The organism is Klenkia soli (assembly GCF_900103975.1).
Classification (GTDB): domain Bacteria; phylum Actinomycetota; class Actinomycetes; order Mycobacteriales; family Geodermatophilaceae; genus Klenkia; species Klenkia soli.
This window is the reverse complement of record NZ_FNIR01000010.1, coordinates 98392-115309: the sequence shown is the minus strand read 5'-3', so window position 1 is coordinate 115309 and position 16918 is coordinate 98392. Positions and strand designations below refer to the sequence as shown.

15 protein-coding genes are annotated in these 16918 nt (G+C 74.4%); 8 read left to right on the top strand and 7 right to left on the bottom strand.

Annotated features, from left to right (window positions below):
* The first annotated feature begins 21 nt into the window (after nucleotides 1-21).
* From BLS67_RS16105 to BLS67_RS16100, 3 genes are read left to right on the top strand one after another with little or no spacing between them, the layout of a single operon-like run.
* Nucleotides 22-1695 carry a thiamine pyrophosphate-binding protein gene (locus BLS67_RS16105; protein WP_165617624.1) on the top strand — a complete coding sequence of 558 codons (1674 nt, stop codon included), beginning with the start codon at nucleotides 22-24 and terminating at the stop codon, nucleotides 1693-1695.
* The gene (locus tag BLS67_RS23505) at nucleotides 1692-1919 is read left to right on the top strand and encodes a putative antibiotic biosynthesis monooxygenase (protein ID WP_131801761.1); all 228 of its coding nucleotides are present in this window, start codon (nucleotides 1692-1694) and stop codon (nucleotides 1917-1919) included. Before BLS67_RS16105 ends, BLS67_RS23505 begins: the two co-directional genes overlap by 4 nt.
* On the top strand, nucleotides 1916-2896 hold the full coding sequence (locus tag BLS67_RS16100) for a substrate-binding domain-containing protein (RefSeq protein ID WP_091247045.1): 981 nt from the start codon (nucleotides 1916-1918) through the stop codon (nucleotides 2894-2896). Before BLS67_RS23505 ends, BLS67_RS16100 begins: the two co-directional genes overlap by 4 nt.
* 4 nt (nucleotides 2897-2900) lie before the next feature.
* Here BLS67_RS16100 and BLS67_RS16095 read toward each other — a convergent pair whose 3' ends face one another.
* Nucleotides 2901-4133 (bottom strand): lipase family protein, encoded by a 1233-nt coding sequence (locus BLS67_RS16095; RefSeq protein WP_091247042.1) that lies wholly within the window; start codon nucleotides 4131-4133, stop codon nucleotides 2901-2903.
* A gap of 62 nt (nucleotides 4134-4195) precedes the next feature.
* Complete coding sequence (locus BLS67_RS16090; protein ID WP_091247040.1) at nucleotides 4196-4645, bottom strand: NUDIX hydrolase; 450 nt, start codon at nucleotides 4643-4645, stop codon at nucleotides 4196-4198.
* A gap of 50 nt (nucleotides 4646-4695) precedes the next feature.
* On the opposite strand from BLS67_RS16090, the gene BLS67_RS16085 reads away from it, so the two are divergent.
* Nucleotides 4696-5493: an alpha/beta fold hydrolase gene (locus tag BLS67_RS16085; RefSeq protein ID WP_207500653.1), complete on the top strand. Its 798-nt coding sequence runs from the start codon at nucleotides 4696-4698 to the stop codon at nucleotides 5491-5493.
* Here the strand turns inward: BLS67_RS16085 and BLS67_RS16080 are convergent.
* Nucleotides 5479-6480 (bottom strand): LLM class flavin-dependent oxidoreductase, encoded by a 1002-nt coding sequence (locus BLS67_RS16080; protein ID WP_091247036.1) that lies wholly within the window; start codon nucleotides 6478-6480, stop codon nucleotides 5479-5481. The two genes, BLS67_RS16085 and BLS67_RS16080, sit on opposite strands and share 15 nt — an antisense overlap.
* A gap of 78 nt (nucleotides 6481-6558) precedes the next feature.
* Here BLS67_RS16080 and BLS67_RS16075 point away from each other — a divergent pair, with 78 nt between their 5' ends.
* The gene (locus BLS67_RS16075; protein ID WP_091247034.1) at nucleotides 6559-7473 is read left to right on the top strand and encodes a DUF5996 family protein; all 915 of its coding nucleotides are present in this window, start codon (nucleotides 6559-6561) and stop codon (nucleotides 7471-7473) included.
* A gap of 20 nt (nucleotides 7474-7493) precedes the next feature.
* Here BLS67_RS16075 and BLS67_RS16070 read toward each other — a convergent pair whose 3' ends face one another.
* The gene (locus BLS67_RS16070) at nucleotides 7494-8060 is read right to left on the bottom strand and encodes a TetR/AcrR family transcriptional regulator (protein ID WP_091247032.1); all 567 of its coding nucleotides are present in this window, start codon (nucleotides 8058-8060) and stop codon (nucleotides 7494-7496) included.
* An 86-nt stretch (nucleotides 8061-8146) separates the two neighbouring features.
* On the opposite strand from BLS67_RS16070, the gene BLS67_RS16065 reads away from it, so the two are divergent.
* Nucleotides 8147-9067, top strand: coding sequence for an SDR family oxidoreductase (locus tag BLS67_RS16065; RefSeq protein WP_091247030.1), 921 nt, complete (start codon nucleotides 8147-8149; stop codon nucleotides 9065-9067).
* 108 nt (nucleotides 9068-9175) lie between these two features.
* A complete protein-coding gene (locus BLS67_RS16060; protein WP_091247027.1) occupies nucleotides 9176-10267 on the top strand; it encodes a DUF5925 domain-containing protein in 1092 nt (363 codons plus the stop codon).
* A 22-nt stretch (nucleotides 10268-10289) separates the two neighbouring features.
* On the opposite strand, the gene BLS67_RS16055 is transcribed toward BLS67_RS16060, so the two are convergent.
* The 3 genes from BLS67_RS16055 to BLS67_RS16045 are packed head-to-tail and all read right to left on the bottom strand — an operon-like array spanning nucleotide 10290 to nucleotide 14989.
* Nucleotides 10290-13031 carry an MGH1-like glycoside hydrolase domain-containing protein gene (locus BLS67_RS16055; RefSeq protein WP_242654131.1) on the bottom strand — a complete coding sequence of 914 codons (2742 nt, stop codon included), beginning with the start codon at nucleotides 13029-13031 and terminating at the stop codon, nucleotides 10290-10292.
* A gap of 60 nt (nucleotides 13032-13091) precedes the next feature.
* The gene (locus BLS67_RS16050) at nucleotides 13092-14069 is read right to left on the bottom strand and encodes a GGDEF domain-containing protein (RefSeq protein ID WP_091247024.1); all 978 of its coding nucleotides are present in this window, start codon (nucleotides 14067-14069) and stop codon (nucleotides 13092-13094) included.
* On the bottom strand, nucleotides 14066-14989 hold the full coding sequence (locus BLS67_RS16045) for a GGDEF domain-containing protein (RefSeq protein ID WP_207500652.1): 924 nt from the start codon (nucleotides 14987-14989) through the stop codon (nucleotides 14066-14068). Before BLS67_RS16045 ends, BLS67_RS16050 begins: the two co-directional genes overlap by 4 nt.
* Before the next feature lie 136 nt (nucleotides 14990-15125).
* Between BLS67_RS16045 and BLS67_RS16040 the strand changes: the two genes are divergently transcribed.
* Nucleotides 15126-16859 carry a DUF429 domain-containing protein gene (locus tag BLS67_RS16040; protein ID WP_091247021.1) on the top strand — a complete coding sequence of 578 codons (1734 nt, stop codon included), beginning with the start codon at nucleotides 15126-15128 and terminating at the stop codon, nucleotides 16857-16859.
* Nucleotides 16860-16918: the final 59 nt, after the last annotated feature.

The following is a 16918-nucleotide window of genomic DNA, read 5'->3' as shown; positions in this document are numbered from 1 at the left end:
AGCTCAACCCCTGGAGGTCCCGTGCCCGAGCAGCACCCCCCGCGCACCGGAAGCGACCTGGTCGTCGAGTGCCTGCACACCGAGGGCGTCGACCTGGTGGCCGGCGTCCCCGGCACCACCGTCATGGACCTGATCGACTCCCTGGCCCGCCAGTCCGACATCCGGTTCGTGCACACCCGGCACGAGCAGGTCGCCGGGTTCCTCGCCGACGGCGTCTCGCGGGCCGGCGGGCTGGGCGTGGCCCTGGTCTCCCGCGGCCCCGGGGCGGCCAACGCCGCCATCGCCGTGCACAACGCCTACGACGAATCGGTGCCCTTCCTCCTGCTGGTCGGCCAGGTCCCCGGGTCCATCACCGAGCGGCGGTCCTTCGAGGAGATGGACGTCGTGGCCACCTTCACCCCGATGAGCAAGTGGGCCGTCGAGGTGCACCGGGCCGACCGCATCCCTGAGCTTCTGCAGCGCGCGATCCGGACCGCGGTCACCGGCCGCCCCGGCCCGGTCGTGGTCTCCCTGCCGCTGGACGTGCTGCAGGCCGAGGTCCCGCCCGATGTGGTCCCCGCCCGCCGGGTACGGACCTTCCCCCCGGGTCCCGCGCCGGACGCCGTCGCCGCCGCCGTGCGGGTGCTCGGCGAGGCGGAGCGTCCGGCCCTCCTCGTCGGCGGTGGCGGGGCCGGTCGCTCCGCGGAGCTGACCCGGTTGGCCGACCGGCTCGGGGCGCCGCTGGTGACGACGTGGCTGCGGCAGTCCACGGTGTCGCACGAGGACCCCGCGTTCCTCGGCGCCCTGGGCTACGGGGCGCACGACGTCACCGAGGAGGTGGTCCGCGCTGCCGACGTGCTGCTGGCCGTGGGCTGCCGGTTCTCGGAGTTCAGCACCAAGCGGTGGACCCTCGTTCAGCCGGGCACCCGGATCGTGCACGTCGACGTCGACCCGGTGGAGCTCGGCCGGGTCCACCTGCCGGCGGTCGGCCTGGTCGCCGATGCCGGCCTGGCGGCCGCCGCACTGGCCGACGCGCTGCCCGAGCCCCCGGTGGGACGCCGGGACCGGGTCGCCGAACTCCGGCAGCGATACCTGGCGGCCACCTCGCTGGACTCCCCCGCCCTGGCCGGCGACGACCCGGCCGGCAAGGTGAGCAGCACCGCCGTCGTCCAGGCGCTGCAGGCCGTCGTCGACCGCGAGGGGACGCTCCTGGTGCAGGACGCGCCCAGTTTCGGCCCGTGGAGCCACCGCTACCTGCGGCTGCCCCGGCCCGGTAGCTTCTCGGGCTCGGCCGGCGGGGCGATGGCCTGGGGCTTCCCCGCCGGGCTGGGCATGGCCCTGGCGCGCCCGGACCTGCGCGTGGTCACCGTGAGCGGGGACGGCAGCTTCTGGATGGTGGCCCAGGACCTGGAGACCGCCGTCCGGGAGCGGATCCCGACGGTGAATGTGGTCGTCAACAACGACGCCTACGGCAACACCCGCGACCGGCAGCGGTCCGCGCACGGCGGCCGCTACCTGGGCGTCTTCTACGGCAACCCCGACTTCGCCGGGTTCGCCCGGTCGCTGGGGGCCTTCGGCGCCCGGGCGACGACCGACGACGAGGTGGGCCCTGCCATCCAGGCCGCCCTCGACCAGGACCTGCCCGCCGTGGTCGAGGTGGTGCAGGACCAGATGTACGGGCTGCCCCCGGGTCTCCTCCCCCCGGCCGCGCGGTGAGCCGGCCACAGGCGCAGCGCCCGACCCCGCCACGCTGGCGCACGGCGTTGGTGGTGTGGGCGGGCCTGTTCCCGTTCTCGGTGGTCTACGGCCTGTGGGTGGCACCCGCACTCGCCCACCTGCCGGTCGTCCTGCAGTCCCTGGTCAGCAGCGCCGTGCTCGTGCCCCTCGCCGTCTTCGTCGGCATCCCGACCGTCACCGCGATCCTCCGGAGGTTCTCGTGACCCGTCCGTCGTTCACCCTCGCCGTGCAGGCCTACGACCGCTTCCAGCCGCTGTTCGACGGGCGGGTGCAGGTGGGTGGCGCCCGGCTCAACTGCCTGGACCTGCCGGTGGAGGAGACGTTCCACCGCATGGTCGCCCACGGGGAGTTCGACGTCGCCGAGCTCTCGCTGTCGACCTACGTGCTCACGCTGTCCCGCGGGGCGCCCTTCCTCGCCGTCCCGGTGTTCCCCTCCCGGGCGTTCCGGCACAGCGCGGTGTACGTGCCCGAGGGGTCCTCGGTCACCGACCCCGCCGAGCTGGTCGGTGGCGTGGTGGGCGTGCCGGAGTACCAGATCACCGCCGCGGTGTGGGTGCGCGGCATCCTCGCCGAGCACCACGGGCTGCCGGTGACCTCGGTGCGGTACCGGACCGGCGGGTTGGACGCGCCCGGCCGGGTGGAGAAGGTCGCCCTCGACCTGCCCGCCGACGTCGAGATCACCCCGATCGGGCCCGGGCAGACGTTGTCCCGGATGCTCGCCGACGGGGAGCTGGACGCGGTGTACAGCGCCCGCAATCCCGGGACGCTGGGGGCCGGTGTCCGCCGGCTCTACCGCGATGCCCCGGCCATCGAGTCGGCCTACTTCGCGCGCACGGGCATCTTCCCGACCATGCACGTGCTCGTCGTCCGGCGCGACGTGCACGAGCAACATCCCTGGCTGGCCCGCGAGCTGGTCAAGGCCTGCGAGCAGGCCAAGGCGGTCGGGCTGTCCGGGATCGGGGAGACCGCGGCCCTGCCCTACGCCCTGCCCTGGCTGTGGGCCGAGGCCGAGCGCACCCGCGCGGTGCTGGGCGAGGACTGGTGGCCCTACGGCCTCGAGCGGAACCGGGCCACGCTGGAGACCTTCCTCCGGTACTCCCACGAGCAAGGTCTCGCCGACCGCCGGTACGAGCCCGAGGAGCTCTTCGCCCCGTCGTCGCTGACGTCCGTCGTGGTCTGACCGGTCAGCAGCTGGGCACCACCGGGAGTCCGCGGGAGACCGCACCGAGCCAGGCGCCGAACAGCGGCAGGCTCTCGACCTGGCCGGTGACGTGCTCGGCGGGCAGCAGGTCCAGCCGGGTGGTGGCCCCGGCGGCGCACCAGGTCGCGTGGAGGTCCTGCGCCTGGCCCAGCGCGACGATCTCGTCGGCCGCGGCGTGCGACTGGTAGATCGGCACGGTCGGCACCGGCCGGGTGGCCAGGTCGTTCTCGGAGATCACCGCGGCGATGTCGGGCTCGGCGAGGAGCTGCTCCAGGGTCGACCCGTCGGCGGTGTAGTCCGCGACCGAGGTGAAGGCGGTGCTCAGCGTGCCTGCGCCGCCCACGCACTCGCCCCGCAGCTGGGCCACGACCTGCTGGCCGCGCGCGTTCAGGCGCTCGTCCAGCCGGATGGCGTCGGGGTAGGCGGCGTCCAGACCGATGACGCCGAGGAGGCCGAAGTAGGCGGCCGGGCCGCCGTCCAGGCCCTGCGCGAGGGCGCCCAGGTCGGCCGGCACGCCGCCGACCGCGGCGCCCTCGACGGCAAGGTCGGGGGCGTAGTCCGGGGCAAGCGACGCGGCCCAGGCCGCGCCGCCGCCGCCCTGCGAGTAGCCCTGCAGCAGAACCGGGGAGTCGTCGGTGCTGCGCGCGCCGGGCACGGCCGAGACCGCGCGGGCCAGGTCGAGGACGGCGTGCGCCATGGCCGGCCCGGTCGTGTAGGTCGGCGACCCACCGTTCAGGTAGCCGTCGTAGTCGGTGACGGCGACGGTCCAGCCCTGCGCCAGCCCGGCGGCCACCGAGCCGAGCTCGTACTCGGTGCCGGCGACGAACTGCTTGCTCGGGGCGCACTGCGGACCCAGCCCCTGGGTGCCCGGCGCGATGGTCAGCACGGTCCCCGCCTGGGCGGACAGGGTGGGCGTGAAGACCGTGCCCGACACGACCTGCGGCTCACCGGTGGCCGAGGTCGAGGTGTAGAGCACGGTCTGGGCGGTGAACGGCAGCACCCCGGCCAGCGGGACGGCAGCCGGGCGGCTGCGCAGCAGCGTGCCGGGCTCACCCGTCGCCGCGGGCGGGTCGTAGAACGGGTCGGTCGCCGTCGTGGGCGCGGGGACGGCGGTGGCCGGGGTCAGGTCCGCGACCTCGGGTGCGGCCTGCGCCGGCGCGGCGCCGACGGCGAGAGCACCTGCGGTGAGGACGGCGAGGGTGAGGCGACGGGACATCAGGCGACTCCGGTGTCGTGGCTGTGACTGTCGTACACACCAACGAGATGCGGGGGCTCAGGTCACGCGAGCGCGTCGACCAGCCGGTCGAGGAAGGCCAGCTGGCCCTTCACGAGCTTGGTGCGGGCGGTGGCCAGGTCGAACCAGCCGGCCCGGTCGACCTCGGGGAACTGCTGCACCCGACCCGACCTTGGTGGCCACTCCAGGTCGAAGGTGTTGCTCACGACGGCGTCGGCGTCCAGGTCACCCTCGGCGGCCCACACGGTGAGCGTCTTGGACCCCTTCACGACCCCCAGGGGGATGAGCTCGGCCGGCGACGCGGAGCCGATCTCCTCGGCGAACTCCCGGCGCGCGGCCGTGAGCGCGTCCTCCTCTGGACCGTGCTCGCCCTTGGGGATCGACCAGGCGTGCTCGTCCTTGCGGGCCCAGAACGGACCGCCCATGTGGCCCAGCAGCACCTGCAGCTCGGGTTCGCGGCGGAACAGCAGGATCCCGGAGCTCAGTCGTGGCACCGGGCGATCCTCCCCCGATGAGTTCCCGGGGGCCGGGCAGTCTCCCCGGCATGACGCACACCCTGGACGCCCCCGGCGCGACGTTGTCCTACGAGGTGCTGGGCACCGGCCCGGTGCTCGCCCTGATCGGGCACCCGATGCCCGCCGACGGGTTCCGGGCCCTGGCGGCCGAGCTCGCCGCCGACCACACCGTCGTGCTGCACGACCCGCGCGGGACCGGGGCCAGCACGATGACCGACCCGACCCAGCCACCGGACCCCGACGTCCTGGCCGACGACCTGTCCCGGGTGATCGCCGCCGTCACCGACGGACCGGCCGACGTGTTCGGCTCCAGCGGCGGCGGGATCACCGCGCTGGCGCTGGCTGCAGCCCACCCGGAGCAGGTCCGGACGGTGGTGGCGCACGAGCCACCACTCGTGGAGTACCTGCCCGACGCCGAGGTCCACCGGGCGAACGGGGCCGCGGTGCAGCAGGCCTACCGAGAGCAGGGGCTGTTCGCGGCGATGGGCCTGTTCGCCGCCCAGGCGGGGTTCGCCCCGGACCCGGACGCCCCGGCGCCGCCCCCGCCGTCCGAGGGCGACCAGCGCGCGATGACCCGACTGGTGCTGGGTCTGCAGACGGTCACCGGGTACCGGGTGGACGGCGCAGCCCTGCCCGCGGGGCGGGTCTCGATCGGCCTGGGTGAGCACAGCGGGGCGGCGCTCACCGGCCGCACCTCGACCGCCGTCGCCGAGGCGTTGGGACTGCCGCTGGTCGGCTTCCCGGGCGGGCACGCCGGGTTCGCCCCGGAGCAGGGCGGCGACCCCGCGGCCTTCGCCGCCGTCCTCAGGTCGTCACTGGGCGGGTGACCAGCCCAGCGCCGGGCCGAGGTGCGTGGCCATGTCGGTGAGGATCTGCACGTAGTCCTCGTGGTCGAAGCTGAACGGCAGCGCGAAGGCGACCTCGGTGACCTGCTGGAACCCGGCGTGGGCGTGCAGCTGCTCGGCGATCTGCTCCGACGTCCCCACGATGTCCGGGGCGAAGAGCAGCTTGCCCGGACCCTGCGGCTGCCGGGTGCGCGGCAACCGGGCCGCGGCGTAGTCGGCGTACTTCTCGCGCTGCGCCGCGGTCGCGGTGTCGGTCGGGATCACGACCAGGCCCTGCGACACCCGGCCCTCGGGGAACACCTCGCGGTAGGCCTCGATCTGGGCACCCTGCACCCCGGCGAAGTCGGCGGTCTCGGCGCCGGTGAGCACGCTGGACGTCAGCAGGTTCAGCCGCTGCTCGGCCGCCCACGCGGCCGAGCGGAAGCTGCCCGCGCCGTACCAGACCCGGTCGCGCAGGCCGGGGCTGTGCGGCTGGACCCGGTCGGAGAACACCTCGATGCCCTGGGTGCCGGCGGTGGCCACGGCCTCGCCGCCGACCATGCGGAGGAACCGGGTGACCCGCTCGTAGGTGAAGTCCTCGACGGTGTCCGGGTACAGGGCGTGCTTGACGTCGTCCCACCGCATGGGCTGGCTGACGCTCACACCGGGGTTGATCCGCCCGCCCGAGAGCAGGTCGACGGTGGCGAGGTCCTCGGCCAGCCGCAGCGGGTTCTCCCACGCCAGCGGCGTGACCGCCGTCCCCAGCTCGATGCGCGAGGTGCGCTGCGACGCCGCGGCCATGATCGCCACCGGGCTCGAGACGCCGAACTGCAGGTGCCGGTGGCGCAGCCAGGCGGAGTCGAAGCCGAGCTCCTCGCCGAGCTGGATCTGGGTCAGCAGCGCCTCCATCCCGGGGCGCGGGTCGTCGCCGTCGAAGACGCCGATGGTGAGGAAGCCGAGCTTCTGCAGGGGCACGTCGGACGTGGGCACGACCGGACAACCCACCCGCGCCCCCGCGCGTTCCCGACAGGATGGGTGTCCCCGCGCCCGATGACCTGGAGGTCCCCCGTGGAGCTGTTCCCCCCGATCCCCTACGCCGGCTGGTCGGACACCCTGGCCACCGTGCACCGGGTCGCCCAGGTGGTCGGCCGGGTGCGGCTGCTGGCCAGCCCGCGGCGCAACCACTGGTGGAACGTGCCCTTCCACGTCACCGGCCGCGGCATCACCACCCGGCCGATGGGCCTGGACCCGACGTTCACCATCGACCTGGACCTGCTCGACCACCGGCTGGACGTCACCACGGTCGAGGGACGACGGGTGTCGACGCCGTTGCCGGGCCGGTCGGTCGCGCAGGTGCACGCCGACCTGGTGCGGGCCCTGGCCGACCTCGGGATCGACGTCGACATCACCGACGCCCGACCCTTCGACCTGCCCGACGCCGCCCGGCCCTTCGCCGCCGACACCGAGCACGCCTCGTGGGACCCGGTGGCCGTCACCCGCTACTGGCAGGTGCTCAGCCAGGTGAACCTGGTGCTGGAGGAGTTCGCCGGCGGGTTCTCCGGCAAGACCAGCCCGGTGCACCACTTCTGGCACACCTTCGACATCGCGCTCACCCGCTTCTCCGACCGCGTCGTCCCCCAGCCCGACGCCGACCCGGTCACCCGCGAGGCCTACTCCCGCGAGGTGGTCAGCTCCGGGTTCTGGTTCGGCGACCCGAGCTACCCCGACCCGGCGTTCTACTCCTACACCGCGCCCGAGCCGGCGGGGCTGGAGACCGAACCGCTGCCCGGGGGCGCGTCCTGGCTGGCCCGCGGCGGCAGTCACCTGGCAGTGCTGCCCTACGACGTCGCCCGGACGGCGCCCGACCCTCGGGCCGCCGTCCTGGCGTTCTACGAGGCGGCCTACACCGCCGGCGCGACCCGGGCCGGCTGGGACGTCGCCGGGCTGGCCTGCACGAACGGCAGCACCGACCCGCTGCGCTGACCCCGTGGGCGCCCGGTGGGTCAGCCGCCCGCGACGGCGGTGCGGAGCTCGGCCAGGGCGGCGGTGAGCACGGCGGGGAACGGCGGCCGGCCGGGGGCGACGGCCCACTGCTCGAAGGCCACGCGGAACACGGCCACACCCGCCTCGGCGGTCAGCGCCGCCGCCGGGTCGGGGACACCGCGCTCGCGCAGCACCTCCCCCACGGCCCGGGCCATCGCCGACAGCTTCGCCAGCTCGCGCTCGGCGAGCTCGGGGTGCCCGCCGACCACGGCGGCCCGCGCCCGGGCGTCGTCGCCGAAGGAGTCGAGCAGCTGCGCACCGTCGTCGAGCCCGGCGGCGACGGCGGTCAGCGGGGCCGCGTCGGCAGGGGCGTCGCGGACCCCGGCGACGACCAGCTGCTCCAGCCGGCCGGTGCTGTCGAAGAGCACCTCGCGCTTGTCGGCGAAGTGCCGGAAGTAGGTGCGCTCGCTCAGCCCGGCGCGCTCGGCGATGTCGGCGGTCGTCGTCCGGTCGTAGCCGCGCTCGGTGTAGAGCTCCATGGCGGCCTGCTGCAGGCGCCCGCGCGCGTCCGGTGCCCAGCGACCCATGCGCTGCAGGCTACCGATGACAGCGACTGTCATGGCGGTGTAGCGTCCATGTCAGCCACTGCCATCACTCCCCGGAGGTACCTCCCATGCACGTCCTCGTCACCGGCGCGTCGGGCTGGATCGGCTCCGCGCTGGTCCCCCAGCTCCTCGCCGCCGGGCACCGGGTCACCGGCCTGGCCCGCTCCGACGCCTCCGCCGCGGCCCTCACCGCGGCCGGCGCCGACGTCCTCACCGGCTCCCTCGACGACCTCGACGGGTTGCGCGCCGCCGCCGCAGCCGCCGACGGCGTCGTCCACCTCGCCTTCCGGCACGACCTGGCCTTCTCCGGCGAGATGGGCCGGGCCGCCGCCGACGACCGGGCCGTCGTCGACGCGTTCGGCGACGCGCTGGCCGGCACCGACAAGCCCCTGGTGATCGCCTCGGGCCTGCTCGGCGTCTCCCCCGGCCGGCTGGCCACCGAGGACGACGGCCGGGTCGCCGAGGACGCCGGGTCGGCGCTGGTGAACGTCCGCCAGGACACCGCCCGGGCGACGCTGGCCCTGGCCGACCGCGGGGTGCGCAGCGTCGTCGTCCGGCTGTCGCCGACGGTGCACGGTGCCGGCGACCCGCCCGGGGCGTTCATCTCGACGCTTGCCGCCACCGCCCGCGAGCGCGGCGCGTCCCGCTACGTGGACGACGGCGCCGCGCGGTGGCCGGCCGTGCACCGGGACGACGCCGCCCGGCTGTTCCTGGTGGCCCTGGAGTCCGCACCCGCGGGCACGGTGCTGCACGCCGCGGCCGAGGAGGGCGTGGCCACCCGCGACATCGCCGCAGCGCTGGGCGAGCAGCTCGGCGTCCCGGTCGGGTCGGTGCCGGCGGCCGAGGCCGGGGAGGCGTTGGGCTGGCTGGCCCCCATGCTCGGCCTGGACAGCCCGGCGTCGTCGACCCGCACCCGCGAGCTGCTGGGCTGGACCCCGACCGGCCCGACCCTGCTCGAGGACATCGCCGCCGGCCACTACACCCGCTGACCGTCCCGACCGTGCAGTTGCCGGGGCCGCCGACCGCCCACGGACCCCGACAACTGCACAGTCACCGGGCGTCGTCCGGCCCCGGAGGCCGTGCCGCAGGATGACGGGATGCCCGACACCGCTCCCCTGTCCGCCAGTTCGCCCGGGGGCCTCGACCTCGGGACGGTGGGCCAGCTCGCCGACGCCCACCTGCTGCGCGCCCTGGCTGCCGGCGGACGGCCCTTCCACCGCACCGGCGAACAACCCGGAGTCGTCGGCGACCTGGCCGACGTCGTCCCCGCGGACGGGGTCGTGCTGCTGGACTCGCTGGACGACGGCAGCCGCACCGTCGTCCTCCAGGTCGCCGGGTCGCTGGTGCAGCTGGTCTCACGCCGGCAGCTGACGACCATCCAGGTCGTGGGCTCGGAGCTGCCCGCGGTGACCGCCCTGCTGGCGGAGATGCAGGCGGCGGTGCGGGCCGCCCGGGAGCAGCCCGGTGACCAGGTGCGCATGCGGTTGTGGGCGCACCGCGGCAACTACGCGGAGATGTCCACCCGCCCGGTCGAGGCGCCGTCCTGGGGCGAGGTGGCGGACAACTACGCGGGCGCGACCGCCGCCTCGCTGGCCCCGCTCATGGACCTCGCCGACCTGGCGGCCCGGGCTGGCCGGTTGGTGCTCTGGCACGGCGTCCCGGGCACGGGCAAGACGACGGCGGTGCGGGCGTTGAGCCGTGCCTGGTCGCCGTGGTGCGAGACGCACTACGTCGCCGACCCCGAGAAGCTGTTCGCCGATCCCGGCTACCTGCTGGAGGTCGCCGGCGTGGACGGCGGCGACGAGGACGGCGACGACCACCCGTGGCGGCTCATCGTGGCGGAGGACTGCGACGAGTACCTGCACGCCGACGCCAAGCAGCGAGCCGGGGCGTCGCTCGGGCGCCTGCTCAACCTGTGCGACGGCATCCTCGGCCACGGGCTGCAGGTCGTCGTCCTGCTCACCACCAACGAGGACGTCGGCCGCCTGCACCCCGCCATCACCCGCCCCGGTCGTTGCCTCGGGCAGACCGAGTTCCTCCCGCTGTCCGCCGGCGAGGCGGCCGACTGGCTGGGTGCGGACACCACCGCCCCCACCCGGCCGACGACCCTGGCCGAGCTGTACGCCGTCCGCGAGCAACGCCAGCTCGCCCGCGGCCGGGTCGACGCCGAACCCGGCGGCTACCTCTGACCCGACCCCCACCCCCGCCGGCTCAGCTCCAGCGGGGGTCGGGGGGCAGCCGGGGGTTGAGGAGGTGGGCGACCAGCGCCGTCCAGCCGGTCTGGTGGGTGGCGCCCAGGCCCTCGCCGGTGTCGCCGTCGAAGAACTCGCTGAACGTCGGGTGCTCGCGCCACAGCGGGGAGTCCGAGGACTCGATGCGGTCGCCGTCGGCGGGTCGGCGTCCGTCGACCGGGCGGAACAGCGCGGTCAGCCCGTTGTCGATGAGGTCGGCGGCGTCGACGAGGGTGCAGTGGTTGCCCGAGCCGGTGGGCAGCTCGATGGTGAACGAGTCGCCGTAGAAGCGGCCCAGCGTGCGCAGCTTGTCGGCCAGCAGCACGTTGACCGGGAACCACACCGGCCCGCGCCAGTTGGAGTTGCCGCCGAACAGCGCGGTGCGCGACTCCCCCGGCTCGTACTCGATGCGGGCGTCGCGGCCGCCGACCTTGGCGATGACCTCACCGGTGGACTTCGACAGCGAACGGATGCCGAAGGGCGACAGGAACTCGTCGGTGTCGAACATCCGGGTGAGGATGCGGCGCAGCCGGTCCTTGTCCACCAGCGACAGCAGCATCTTGCGGCCCTCGGGCGCCGACCGGCTGCGCAGCGGGGCCACCAGCTCGGGCCGGCGGCGCTGCAGCCAGCGCAGCCGCTCGGTGACGTCGGGGACCTCGTGGGTGATCCAGTGCGGCACCTCGGTGACGCCCAGGATCGGCAGCAGCCCGACCATCGAGCGCACCCGCAGCGGCTGCCCCTCGCCGTCGGGGGCGACGAGGACGTCGTAGAAGAAGCCGTCCTCGTCGTCCCACAGCGACACCTCGTTGGAGCCGAAGGCGTTCATGGCCTCGGCGATCGAGAGGAAGTGCTCGAGGAACTTGGTGGCCGTGCCGTCCCACGCCTTGTCGTAGCGCGAGAGCTCCAGGGCGATCTTGAACATCTGCTGGCAGTAGAACGCCATCCAGCTGGTCGCGTCGCTCTGCTCCAGCCGGTAGCCCGGGGGCAGCGGCGCGGAGCGGTCGAACAGCGCGATGTTGTCCATGCCGAGGAAGCCGCCCTCGAACACGTTGGAGCCGTCGGCGTCCTTGCGGTTGACCCACCACGAGAAGTTCAGCAGCAGCTTGGTGAACACCCGCACGAGGAACTCGCGGTCGCGGTAGCCGTCGATCCGGTAGACGTGCCAGGCGGCCCAGGCGTGCACCGGCGGGTTGACGTCGCCGAAGGCCCACTCGTAGGCCGGCAGCTGGCCGTTGGGGTGCATCGCCCACTCGCGGCACATGAGCACGAGCTGCTCCTTGGCGAAGTCGGGGTCGACGTGCGCCAGGGGGATGGTGTGGAAGGCGGTGTCCCAGGCGGCGAACCAGGGGTACTCCCACTCGTCGGGCATCGAGATGACGTCGGCCAGGGCGACGTGCCGCCACGTGGTGTTGCGCCGCCCCTTCTTCGCGCGGTCGGCGGGTGCGGGGACGTCGGGGTCGCCGTCGAGCCACTGGGCGACGTCGAAGCGGTACAGCTGCTTGGTCCACAGCAGGCCGGCGTAGGCGCGGCGGGCCACGTGCCGGTCGTCGGCGGACAGGCCCGGGTGGATGACGGTGGCGTAGAAGGCGTCGGCCTCCTCGCGGCGGGTGGCCAGCACCGAGTCGAAGGCCTCGTCGAACATGCCGTCGAAGGGTTCGTCGGTGGTCAGCCGCAGCTTGACGGTGACGGTCTCACCGGGGGCGACGGCATCCCACTGGTACCAGAACGCGGCCTTGGTGCCCGAGTCGCTGGGGTTGATGGCGCCCTTGTCGCCGTGCACGACCCGACGGTTGACGCCGTCCTTGGGGTACTTGCTGTCGTTGCGCGAGGCGCCGAACAGGGTCACCTTGTCGGTCTCGTTGTCGCAGCAGAGCACCTTCGGCGAGCCCTCGGCGGCCAGCCAGTACCGGCCCAGGAAGCCGTGCTCGGCCTCGACGGCCTCCAGCCCGGACGCCGTCAGCGTGGGGGCCAGCAGCTGGGTGATGTGCCCCTGACGCTTGTCCCCGCCCCACGACCAGGTGTTGCGGAACCAGACCTGCGGCAGCAGGTGCAGCGGCGCGGGGTCGGGCCCGTGGTTGGTGGCGCTGACGGTGATGCAGACGTCGTCCGGGCCGGCCTTGGCGTAGGTGACCTGGACGTCGAAGAAGCGGTCCTCGTCGAGCACACCGGTGTCGGCGAGCTCGTACTCACGCTCCATGCGCGAGCGCTTCTTGTTCTCCTCGCGGAGCTTCGCGTAGGGGTACTCGGCCTGCGGGTAGCGGTAGAGCCACTGCACCCACGAGTGGGTGGGGGTGCCGTCGACGGCCCACCAGTGCTCCTTGGCGTCCTCGCCGTGGTTGCCCTCGTCGTTGGTCAGCCCGAACAGCCGCTCCTTCAGGATCGGGTCCTGGCCGTTCCACAGGGCGACGGAGAAGTTGAGGAACCCGTAGCGGTCGCAGAAACCGCCCAGGCCGTCCTCGCCCCAGCGGTAGGCGCGGGCGACCGCGTGGTCGAAGGGGAACCCGGCCCAGGCGTCGCCGTCGGCGGAGTAGTCCTCGCGGACGGTGCCCCACTGGCGGCCGGCGAGGTAGGGGCCCCACATGCGCCAGGGCGAGTTCTGGTCGGCGGACTCCGCGAGCCGGGCGTGCTCGGCGCTGCGGGGGTCGACGGCGTCCTGGGGCCCCGGCGGCGGGGCCACCGGGATGTCCTTGACGCTGGGGACGCGGAGTCGGCTGGGTGGCACGCGGACACGGTGCCATGCCCGGATGACGATCCTGGTGACCGACGCCCGAGCAGGACCGGTTCAGCCCGTTGCGGACTGCCGGGTGTCGTCGGCCAGCGCGGACCGGCCGCGGCCGGCGGCCTTGGCGGTGTAGAGCGCCTGGTCGGCCCGGCGCATCAGCTGGGCACCGGTGTCCCGCAGCCGGTACTGGGCCACCCCGCAGGACATCCCGACGCCCGGGTGCAGGGTGCGCAGGCGGCTGACCAGGGCCAGCGCGTCCGGACCGGCCCAGCCCGGCAGCAGCAGCGCGAACTCGTCCCCGCCGTGGCGGGCCAGCACCGCACCGGGCGGCACGGCTCGCCGCCAGGCCTGCGCGACCTGCCGGAGCACCTCGTCGCCCGCGGCGTGCCCACCGGTGTCGTTGATCTGCTTGAAGTGGTCGAGGTCCAGCAGTGCAGCACTGAGGACGACGCCCGGGCGCACCAGCTCCTGCAGCGCCTCGTCGAACCCGCGCCGGTTGGCCAGCCCGGTCAGCCCGTCGACACCGGCCACCGAGGCCCGGGCGACCAGCCGGCCGGTGACGATGCCGACCGCGACGACGACGACGTCCACCGCGAGCACCGTGGTGGTCGGCAGGTCACCGCGCAGCAGCAGCGCCAGGGTCACCGACCCGACCGCGAACCCCAGCTGGGCCACGCCCTCGTGCAGGGCGAAGAAGAAGAACGCGTCCACCCCGACGAACGCGATGATCGCCCCGATCGTCAGGGCGGTGACCGGGTCGGGCCCCAGGGCGGCGGCGAGGGCGATGAGCACGCTGGCCACCGCGACCGGCAGGTGGAAGGCCCACCGCGGGCAGCGGGCGCCCCACCGCCGGATCGCCGCCCCGGCACCGATCGCCGAGCAGCCGATCGCCGCGATGGCCCAGCGCCTCGGCCAGTCCGGGGCACTGCCCAGCAGGGCCAGCAGACCGCTGACGCCGCCGAGGACGTAGAACAGCGAGAGCGTCGCGGCCATCACGCGCGGGGTGGCGACCTCCGGTGCGCGGCGGGTGCGGTTCACCGACGGCCCCGGGACGGCGTCGTCGCCGCGAACTCGACCCGACCGCGCCCGGCGGCCTTGGCCGCGTACAGCGCGCCGTCGGCCCGCCGCATGAGCTGGGCGGCGGACTCCCCCGCGCGGACCTCGGCCACCCCGCAGGACAGCCCCACGCCGGCCAGCTGGTCGCACATCCGCCACACGGTGGCGACGGCCTCCTCGCCGGCCCGGCCGGGCAGCAGCAGCGCGAACTCGTCCCCGCCGTGCCGCGCCAGCAGCGCCCCCGCGGGGAGCTGCACCTCGGCCACGCGGAGAAGGACCCGGTCGCCGGCCTCGTGGCCGGCGGTGTCGTTGATCTCCTTGAAGTGGTCGAGGTCCAGCAGCGCGACCGACGAGGTCCGGCCGTCGCGCACCAGGTCCTGCAGGGCGTCGTCGAAGGCCCGGCGGTTGGGCAGCCCGGTCAGCGGGTCCGAGCTCGCCCCCGAGGCGCGGCGGGCCAGCCGGTAGGTGACCACGGCCAGCGCAACCATGATCGTGTCCAGTGCGAGGACGGTGGGGAGGGGGACGTCGCCGCGCAGCAGCAGCGACCCGTCGACCGCCAGGAACCCGCCCAGCACGTGCCCGACCGCGACCGGCCGGGAGAAGAAGTAGCAGGCGTCCACGACGATGAACGCCAGCAGGCAGGCCAGGGCCACGGCCGAGGACGGCTCGAGCGGGATGGCGATGGCCAGCGCGATGAGCAGCGCCGATCCGCCCACCAGCCCCTCCAGCACGCGTCGGGGCAGCCGTCGTCCGACCGTGACCAGCGCGACGGTCGCGAGGGAGGTCGACGCCACGATCCCGCCGACGACCAGGCGCCGGGTCGGGCTCAGCTCCGAACCCAGCGCCACGAGGATCCCGACCAGGGTGCCGGCCGTGAACAGGACAGCCAGCGTCTCGACCATCACCCGTGGTGTGGCCGCCCTGGACTGCGCGGACTCCTGCACACAGACGTGTTCGGCACCGGCGGAGAGGTCTTGACCACGCCTCCTCCTGCGGGGTGACCCGGTACCGGAACGCCCGGCAGGGCAGGCTGTGCCCGTGCACTGCATCGGGATCGACCTGGCCTGGGGACTCAAGAACCCGACGGGGCTCGCCGTGCTCGACGAGGGCGGTCGGCTGGTGCACGTGTCCGCCGTCCGCACCGACGACGAGATCGTGGCGGCGCTCGAGCCCTTCGTCACCGGGCCCTGCGTCGTCGCGATCGACGCGCCGCTGCTGGTCACGAACGAGACGGGCAACCGCCGGGCCGAGCGCGAGCTGAACGCCGACTTCGCGAAGTTCCAGGCCGGGGCGCACCCCACCAACCAGGGCAAGCCGGAGTACACCGACGGCGACACCCGCGGCGGCCGGTTGGGCAAGCGCCTGCGGCTGGACCTGGACCCGCGGTCGGGCCGCGACCGGCGCGGCATCGAGGTGTACCCGCACGCGGCGACGGTGGCGCTGTTCCGGCTGGGCCGGACGCTGAAGTACAAGAACAAGCCGGGCCGCACGGTTGACGGGCTGCGCGCCGAGCTGCTGGTGCTCATGGGCCACCTCGAGGGCGTGCCCGAGCTGGACCTGGGCCCGGACTGGGTCGCGCTGCGCTCGGCCGTGCAGACCGCCACCCGCAAGAGCGAGCTGCGGGTGGTCGAGGACCAGGTGGACGCCGTGGTGTGCGCGTACGTGGCGTGGGTCGCCGTCCGCCGTCCCGACGAGGTGACCACCTACGGCAACGCGGCCGAGGGGGCCATCGTCACCCCGACGCTGCCGCCGGACCTCAAGCCCGGACCACCGCTGGCGGCGGTGGCGGACCCGGCCCAACGGGCCATCCAGGTCTACGCCGACGGGTTCGCCGGGACGGCGGCCGCGGCCGAGCAGGCGCTCGCGCTGGTCACCGGGCTGCTCGACGAGGCCGGCATCAACTACCTGTCGGTGGCCGGGCGGGCGAAGACGGTGGCCTCGTTCGCGGAGAAGGCGACCCGGGAGGTCGACGGCGTGCGGCTCTACGCCGACCCGCTGGCCGAGATCGGCGACACCGTGGGCGTGCGGGTCATCACCTACGTGCAGAGCGACGTCGTCGCGGTGGCCGAGCTGCTGGGCGACCAGGTGGTGGTGCACGACGACCGCGACCTGGGCTCGCAGACCGCGCGCGAGGGCCGGTTCGGCTACTCCAGCCGGCACCTGCAGATCGGGCTGGACGCCGCCCGCGCCGGCGAGTGGCCGGCGCTGGTGGACCGGCGGGTGCAGGTGCAGGTGCGCACGGTGCTGCAGCACGCGTGGGCCGAGTTCGAGCACGACATCCGCTACAAGGGCACCGTGCCGGCCGAGCACGCCTCGGAGTTCGACCGCCGCTTCACCCTGGCCGCCGGGCTGCTCGAGCTCGCCGACCAGGAGTTCACCGCCATCCGCGAACGCCTGCGCACCCCCTCGCCCGCGGCCGCCGCGGACGACGAGGACCCCGACGACCCGCGGATCGCCCCGCGCGAGCTGGCCGCGTTCCTGGCCGGCCAGTACGCCGACGCGGGCTGGTCGCGGCCGGACCACTACGACTGGATCTCCGGCCTGCTGCTGGAGCTCGGCGTGACCTCGCTGGTGGAGCTGGGCGAGGTGCTGCGCACCGCCGACGACGCCGCGATCGCCGGCCGGATGGGCTACCGCTACCCGCCGGGTGCCGTGCGCCGGCTGGACGACGCGCTGCTGGCCGGCTTCGGGCAGCGCTACGTGGACCTGCACGGCAACGCCGACCGCCGCGCGGCGCTGGCCGCTCGGCTGGCCAAGCTGACGTCGCCGTGACCCCGCGCCCGGTGCGTGGGTCGACGTCGTCGATCACCCGGCGTCCTCCTGGACGAATG